The sequence below is a fragment of the Xanthobacter autotrophicus ATCC 700552 genome (genome assembly GCF_043194565.1).
GTDB lineage: Bacteria > Pseudomonadota > Alphaproteobacteria > Rhizobiales > Xanthobacteraceae > Xanthobacter > Xanthobacter autotrophicus_F.
In genome coordinates, this window is the sequence record NZ_JBAFVS010000004.1 from 306,712 (window position 1) to 313,815 (window position 7,104).

The following is a 7,104-nucleotide window of genomic DNA, read 5'->3' on the forward strand; positions in this document are numbered from 1 at the left end:
GGCGGCGAGGGGCGGGCCCAAGGGCGGACCAAGGGGCGCCAAAGGCGGCCCAGGGAAAGGCCAGGGGAAAGGCCAGGCGGACGGTGAGGCCACCGGCACGCGTCCCTTCTCGGCATTCGAATGGATGCTGTCGCTGCGGTACCTCAGGGCCCGGCGCAAGGAAGGCTTCATCTCGGTCATCGCCGGCTTCTCCTTCCTCGGCATCATGCTGGGGGTGGCGACCCTCATCATCGTCATGGCGGTGATGAACGGCTTCCGGCAGGAGCTTCTGGGCAAGATCCTCGGCCTCAACGGCCACGTACTGGTGCAGCCGCTGGAAAGCCCGCTGACTGATTATGCGGCGGTGGCGGACCGCATCGCCAAGCTCAACGGCATCCGCCTCGCGGTGCCGCTGGTGGAGGGGCAGGCGCTCGCCTCCTCGCCGTTCGGTGCCTCGGGCGTGCTGGTGCGCGGGCTGGCGGAAAAGGACCTGCGGGAACTGCCGTCGGTCGCCCACAACATCCGCCAGGGCACGCTGGAGAATTTCGACCAGGGGCAGGGCATCGCCATCGGCAAGCGCCTCGCCGACCAGCTGTCGCTCCGCGCGGGAGACAATCTGACGCTGGTGGCGCCGCGCGGCGCGGTGACCCCCATGGGCACCTCGCCGCGCATCAAGGTGTACAAGGTGGCGGCGGTGTTCGAGGTGGGCATGTCGGAATACGACAGCGCCTTCGTCTTCATGCCGCTGGCCGAGGCGCAGGCCTATTTCAACCGCAACGCCGACGTGAACGCCATCGAGGTCTATCTCGACAATCCCGACGACGTGGGCGAATTGCGCGGCGCCATCCAGAGCGCGGCGGAGCGGCCAGTGTATCTGGTGGACTGGCGGGTGCGCAACGCCACCTTCTTCAACGCGCTGCAGGTGGAACGGAACGTCATGTTCCTCATCCTCACCCTCATCGTGCTGGTGGCGGCGCTCAACATCGTGTCCGGCCTCATCATGCTGGTGAAGGACAAGGGGCACGACATCGCCATCCTGCGCACCATGGGGGCGACCCAGGGCGCCATCATGCGGGTGTTCTTCATCACCGGCGCCGCCATCGGCGTGGTGGGCACCCTCTCGGGGTTGCTGCTGGGCGTGATCGTGTGCCTCAACATCGAGAGCATCCGCCAGTTCATCTCCTGGCTCACCGCCACCGAGCTGTTCTCGCCGGAGCTGTATTACCTGAGCCGCCTGCCGGCCGAGATGAATTTCGGCGAGACCACGTCCGTGGTGGTGATGGCCATGGTGCTCTCCTTCCTCGCCACCCTGTATCCGTCCTGGCGGGCCGCCCGGCTCGATCCGGTGGAAGCCCTGAGATACGAGTGATGGATCAGCGCGCACATCCCAATGGACGGCCCGAGGGACAGGGCAGCCGCCCGCCGCTGGCTCTCGCGCTCACCGGCGTGGTGCGGCGCTACGCCCAGGGCACAGGCACCATCGAGGTCCTGCGCGGGGCGGACTTCGCCATTTCCCACGGCCAGTCGGTGGCGCTGGTGGCGCCCTCCGGCTCCGGCAAGTCGACCCTGCTGCACATCGCGGGGCTGCTGGAGCACTCGGACGCGGGCGAGGTGTTCATCGACGGCACGCCCACCGCGCGCCTGCCCGACAGTGACCGCACCCGCATCCGTCGCCTCTCCATCGGCTTCATCTACCAGTTCCATCATCTCCTGCCCGAATTCACGGCGCTGGAGAACGTGGCCATGCCGCAGATGATCCGCGGCCTCTCCCGCAAGGAGGCCGAGGCGCGCTCCAGGGAGATGCTGTCCTATCTCGGCCTCGGGGCGCGCCTCACGCACCGGCCGTCGGAGCTGTCGGGCGGCGAGCAGCAGCGCGTGGCCATCGCCCGCGCTCTGGCCAACGCGCCGCGCCTGCTCTTGGCGGACGAGCCCACCGGCAACCTCGACCCCAAGACCTCCGACCACGTCTTCGGCGCGCTTATGGAGCTGGTGCGTGCCACTGGCGTCGCGGCGCTGATCGCCACCCACAATCTGGAGTTGGCCTCCCGCATGGACCGGCGCGTGACGCTGCGCGAGGGCAAGGTGGTGGAACTCGCCTGAGCGGTTCCGGCCTCGGCTCGAGGTCGGGAACGGTCTTTCACCGGAGCCTTCGGAGCGCGCATGGATTCCTTCTTCACGGCGTCCAAGGTGCTGTGGTTCCTCGCGGTGCCGTCCAACCTGCTGGTCATCCTCGCGGTGCTGGGGCTGGTGCTCCTGGCCGTGCGCTGGAAGAGGCTGGGCACCGGGCTCATCCTGACGGCGGTTCTGGGCTGGCTGGTGTTCGGCTTCTCGCCGGCCGCGCTTCTCATCCTCTCGCCGCTGGAGGAGCGCTTCCCGCTGTTCAAGGATGATGGCACCCCCATCGCCGGCATCATCATGCTGGGCGGGGCGGAACAGCCGGACATCGGCAATGCGCGGGGCGTGCCCGCCTTCGGCGAGGCCGGGGAGCGGCCCATCGCCTTCGCCGCGCTGTCGCGGCGTTATCTTGATGCGCGGCTCGCCTTCGTGGGCGGCAGCGGGCGGCTGTTTCCCGAAGGCGACGCCATCGAGGCGCACATGATCCGCATGAGCCTGCCGGACCTCGGCATTCCCGAGGCGCGGGTGGTGTTCGAGGAAAAATCGCGCAACACCGCCGAGAATGCCGAATACGCCAGGGCGCTGCTGCAGCCCAAGCCCGGCGAGCGCTGGCTTCTGGTCACCAGCGCCTGGCACATGCCGCGGGCCATGGGCTGCTTCCGCAAGGCGGGGTTCGACGTGGTGGCCTATCCGGTGGATTTCCAGACCGCGGGTCCGGACCGGCTGAACCAGCCGTTCGCCCGCGCCGCCGATGGTCTCGACACGACCGACATGGGCACGCGGGAATGGATGGGCCTTGTGGCCTACTACCTGTCCGGCAAGACCAGCGCCCTGTTTCCGGCGCCGTGAGCGGTCCTTCTCCCCTCTCCCCTTGCGGGAGAGGGGTTGGGGGTGAGGGGTCGGCACCGTGCGGAGTGGCGGGCGGGGGAGGGCAGGGTGGGGGTAGGCCCTATCCGTCATTCCCGCCGCCGGTGTTCTGCCCCGGCACTCTGCCCCCTCCCCAACCCTCCCCCGCAAGCGGGAGAGGGGGCGCGGTGGTGTTCCACTTCAAACCAAGGCCGCCACCGGCCATCGGCATCACTCGTCGCGGGGGGCGCCGATGCGGTAGACGCCGCGCAGCTCGGCGGGGTCGATGGGCTTGCCCTTGCGATAGATGAGCAGGCGCCCTTCCTGGGCCATCCGCACGGCGACGCGGCGCACCACCGGCAGGGCGCGCTGCCATTCGGCCTCAGCCATCAGCGCCTGGGCCGCATCCATGGGGCTGATGGACTTGCCCGGACCGCATTCGGCGGTGAGGCGCAGCAACGCCGCCTCGGTGGAGGCATCGTCGGGCAGGGGGGAGGGCGCGGGGGTCTCCCGGCGGGAATCGGTGCTCATGGCCGACTTCATAAAGCATTTTTGACCGGTGCGGCCACCACGTGGAGCCGATGCGGCGGCCACCGGCAGACATGCGCATTGGACAACCCTGCGAACCGTTCGCACCCCCTTGTCGCGACCTTCACAAAACTTTAATCGTTGTGCAGTGCGCAACGCACCGCGTGCCGCGGGGGCACGTGAAGAGATCAATGATCCCATCATGAATCTGAGCCAAGGCTATTCCCATCGCCGCTCCTGCTGGGGCGTCGCGCGTACCGCACTCGCCGTTTTCCTGGTTGCGGTGGCGGTGGTCTATCTGTTCGGCGGCTTCGAGCACGCCGTCATGCGGGCGGGCTGAGGCACCGCTGTTCCGCCGCCCGGCGGATCGCCGAAAGGCTTTACCATAGAGAGCGTGGATGGGGTCCGCGCGTTGCCTTGAGAGGCGCGCGGACCGATGATCCGCGCCCGTCGCCGGGGTGGCGCCCGCTGCCCCGGACGGATGGTCGCGCCGGTCTGGCTCTGGGCCTTGGCCGTGCTGGTGAATGCGGGCGGAGGACGCCGGATGCAGTGGTTCGATCAGCTTCTGGGCGTCCTGAACGCGAGCTTCGCCGTGCCCGGCTGGGCCGCCGTCGCCGCGGCGGTGGCCGGCGTGGTCTTCGTGGTGCTCCTGTTCGCGCGCTCCGAGCCCAATGACCATCCGGTGACAATCCTGGTGCTGCTCGGCATGCTCGCCGGCGGCCTCGCCGTGGGCGGCGCGGTAGTGCGCGCCATCACGGGCACGGCCGCGGGCGGGCAGGCGCAGGCACTGGAGGCGCGCGCCGCCACCCTGGATTCCGCCGCCGCCCAGACCCCGGCGCTCGGCTGCCTCACGGCGGACACAACGCTTGCCGGCGCGTGCGAGGCGGTGCTGTTCGAGCGGCCGGATTCGGTCTCCGCCGCGCGCGGACTGGTGCGCGAGCGTATCGCCCTCGTGGAGGATGCCGCCAACGTCCTGCGCAAGGTCGAGGTGCCGGGCCTTGCCGCCCGCGTCATGACCTGGCGCCGACCGCTGGAACTGGACCCGTTCGGCTTCACGGCGGCGGTGCTGGCGGAGGAATTTGGTTGCACCACCTCCTTTTGCCCGCCGGCCGCGGTGCTGGGGGACAATTCCCGCGTCGTCGCCAATATGACCGAGGGCCGCTATCAGGCGCTCGTGGCCAAATATGCGCCCATCTGGGAGCGCAACGCCCGCAATCGGGGCACCCTCAATCCCGCCCCGCCGGTGCGTACCGGCCCGTTCGGCTTCTCCGTGGTTCCCCATGAGAACGGGGCCGGGGGCCAAGGCCCGCCGATTGCGCCGCAGGAGCGCCCGCCGGTGGCAAACCTGCCGGTGGAGGATACACCCGCGGCCAGCGGTGCCGCGCCGCGGCCGCCCGCCCGCCCGGCCGCGCGCCCGGCCGGAACGCCGCCCACCGCCGCCGCGCCCCGGCCCGCCGTGCCATCCCGGCCGCGCCCGCAGGCCGCGCCTGCCCCGGATGCCGCCGAGCCGGCCGGCGACGAATAGGCCGCCGGTCCACGCCGAAGCCTGGAGCTGGGGTATCCCAAGCCCGCGCGGCGGCCCGGCCCGGTTCCGGCTGTTGCCGGAACCGGTCTTAAGTCCCGCAAGGCGGGAACACCCGCGTCGTTCTTAAGACCCGCAACACGGGAACACCCGCGTTACTCTTAAGACCCGCAAGGCGGGAACACCCGCCTTGCGGAGCATCACCCACCTGGCATCGGTCGTAGACCTCGGCCGATGGCAGAAGAGCAGATCAAGGCGGCCATGACGCTCCATCTCATCAAGCTGTGCGTCGGCGCGACCTCCATCGCCGATCTCGAAGCCTGGATCGCCCAGCGGGCCGAGGCGGCGCGCAGGGCGGGCCAGCCGTTCGAGCAGATTCATGTGACCCGCATGGTCCCCACCCGGCGCGAGGACCTGCTGGACGGCGGCGCGCTCTACTGGGTCATCAAGGGCGAGGTGGCGGCGCGCCAGCGCCTTTTGGACCTGCGCCCGTTCGTGGACGCCGACGGGGTGCGCCGCTGCGGCCTCGTGCTCGACCAGAAGGTGGTGCCGGTGGAGCCGCGCCCGTCGCGCCCGTTCCAGGGCTGGCGCTACCTGAAGGCGAACGAGGCGCCGCGAGACCTCGCCTGCGCTGAAGCCGGCACCGAGCTGCCCGAGGGTCTCGCCCGGGAACTGCGCGACCTGGGTCTATTGTGATCGGGGGGCTGCTGTAGGCGGCAGAACGCGCCATTCTGTTCTCGTGGTCTGACGTCTCGTCATCTCCCGTTCAGGAATGCTTCGCCACTGTGCGCCCCGCGAAGGGCCGCACGTTTCGAGCTGCGGTCCGACGAGGGGAAGAGACCTATGACCATACGCAGTGTGCCGGCCACTCTCGCTTGCGCGGCGAGCCTTCTGGTGGCGGGCGTCGTGACCGGCGCCACCACCGGCCCCGCCGCGGCCCAGCAGAGCCAGGCGCTCAAGGAAATTCCCGCCGACAAGGCGAAGCTCACCGGCGCCATGACCGTGGACTATAATTCCCGATCCACGCGCTCCACCTCCGGCACCGACCTCTATGAGATTTCCGATCTCACCGTGGCCGACCTCATGATCCTGAAGGGATCGGTGCAGCGCACGCCGGGCAAGAGCCTCGTCTATTCGGTGAAGTTTGACGTGGTCAATCCGTCGAACCCGTCCCAGATCGCGCGCGAGGTGGCGATCCTGCGCGGCGACCTCCAGATCGACAGCAACGGGCGCTACATCCCCGATGCCGGCCGGTTGCGCATCGACGTGGTGAAGGGCAACCAGACCACCTCGGCCTTCGGCGGCTCCATCCAGGGCCGCAACGTGGCGCGCTGGTGGGAGGTGGGCGAACAGTTCCGCAAGGCCCAGAAGGAAGCCACCAAGATCTATTCGCGGGTGGTGGACGGCAAGACCGTGTCGATTCAGGTGAAGAACCCGGACCCGCTGCGCTTCGAGCGCACCCAGCTCGCGGCCGGTCCGTTCTCGTTCCTGCCGGAGACCCGCGTCTCCGGAAACCTCGACTACGACTATGAACTGGGCAATTGGCTGACCGACGCCAATGGCGTGAGCTTCAGCTATGCGGTGGCCGACCGCTCCTTCACCGACCGGGTCTCCGGCTCCATCCGCTATGTGGAGGAGAACGGCACCTTCTCCGACAAGGCCGGCAAGAAGAAGCCCTATACCGGCTATTACGAATACAATCTGCGCTGGAACGAGCAGTCGGCGAACAACGACCAGTCCTTCTTCGATGCCGGTGCGGCACAGGCGCAGTCCGATGCGTTCTTCTCCAGCGCCGACCAGTCGAAGCCGGGCCTTTACGGCCGCGTCTACTACAATGACAGCGAGGACGCCTGCCGGCGCGTGAAGGGCGAGGACGGCAAGGACACCTGCGTCGGCCCCACCCGCTCCGAGGTCACCTGGGACCTGAAGGCGGAAAAGCTCACCTATGCCCAGCTCGGCAATTGGGTGAAGCTTGAAACCCTCATCCTCGGCCCGCTGACCGACGAGTGAGCGTGGCAGGGGCGGGCGGGTTAAAAGGGCTGGACAGCCCTTGGCCTATATTTTGCCAGCTCCTCTGTCGCTCCCCTCCCTGCGGTCATCCCCGGGCTGGTCCA

Annotated in this window: 8 protein-coding genes; 7 read left to right on the forward strand and 1 reads right to left on the reverse strand. The window is 68.9% G+C overall.

The window, feature by feature from the left end; all coding sequences use genetic code 11:
* Positions 1-124: 124 nt before the first annotated feature.
* From V5F48_RS06645 to V5F48_RS06655, 3 genes are read left to right on the forward strand one after another with little or no spacing between them, the layout of a single operon-like run.
* On the forward strand, positions 125-1,348 hold the full coding sequence (locus V5F48_RS06645; protein ID WP_394108864.1) for a lipoprotein-releasing ABC transporter permease subunit: 1,224 nt from the start codon (positions 125-127) through the stop codon (positions 1,346-1,348).
* Positions 1,348-2,079, forward strand: a complete 732-nt coding sequence (locus V5F48_RS06650) for an ABC transporter ATP-binding protein (protein ID WP_394258057.1) — start codon at positions 1,348-1,350, stop codon at positions 2,077-2,079. Before V5F48_RS06645 ends, V5F48_RS06650 begins: the two co-directional genes overlap by 1 nt.
* 60 nt (positions 2,080-2,139) lie before the next feature.
* On the forward strand, positions 2,140-2,943 hold the full coding sequence (locus tag V5F48_RS06655) for a YdcF family protein (RefSeq protein ID WP_394258058.1): 804 nt from the start codon (positions 2,140-2,142) through the stop codon (positions 2,941-2,943).
* A gap of 228 nt (positions 2,944-3,171) precedes the next feature.
* Here the strand turns inward: V5F48_RS06655 and V5F48_RS06660 are convergent, their stop codons facing one another.
* Complete coding sequence (locus tag V5F48_RS06660) at positions 3,172-3,471, reverse strand: DUF3253 domain-containing protein (protein ID WP_394258059.1); 300 nt, start codon at positions 3,469-3,471, stop codon at positions 3,172-3,174.
* A gap of 199 nt (positions 3,472-3,670) precedes the next feature.
* On the opposite strand from V5F48_RS06660, the gene V5F48_RS06665 reads away from it, so the two are divergent.
* The 4 genes from V5F48_RS06665 (at position 3,671) to V5F48_RS06680 (ending at position 7,000) form a co-directional block, all read left to right on the forward strand.
* The gene (locus V5F48_RS06665; RefSeq protein WP_394258060.1) at positions 3,671-3,808 is read left to right on the forward strand and encodes a hypothetical protein; all 138 of its coding nucleotides are present in this window, start codon (positions 3,671-3,673) and stop codon (positions 3,806-3,808) included.
* Positions 3,809-4,012: 204 nt separating this feature from the next.
* Positions 4,013-4,993, forward strand: a complete 981-nt coding sequence (locus V5F48_RS06670; RefSeq protein ID WP_394258061.1) for a hypothetical protein — start codon at positions 4,013-4,015, stop codon at positions 4,991-4,993.
* Between the two features lie 258 nt (positions 4,994-5,251).
* Positions 5,252-5,686, forward strand: coding sequence for a DUF1489 family protein (locus V5F48_RS06675; RefSeq protein WP_394258071.1), 435 nt, complete (start codon positions 5,252-5,254; stop codon positions 5,684-5,686).
* 147 nt (positions 5,687-5,833) lie between these two features.
* Positions 5,834-7,000, forward strand: a complete 1,167-nt coding sequence (locus tag V5F48_RS06680) for a hypothetical protein (RefSeq protein ID WP_394258062.1) — start codon at positions 5,834-5,836, stop codon at positions 6,998-7,000.
* Positions 7,001-7,104: the final 104 nt, after the last annotated feature.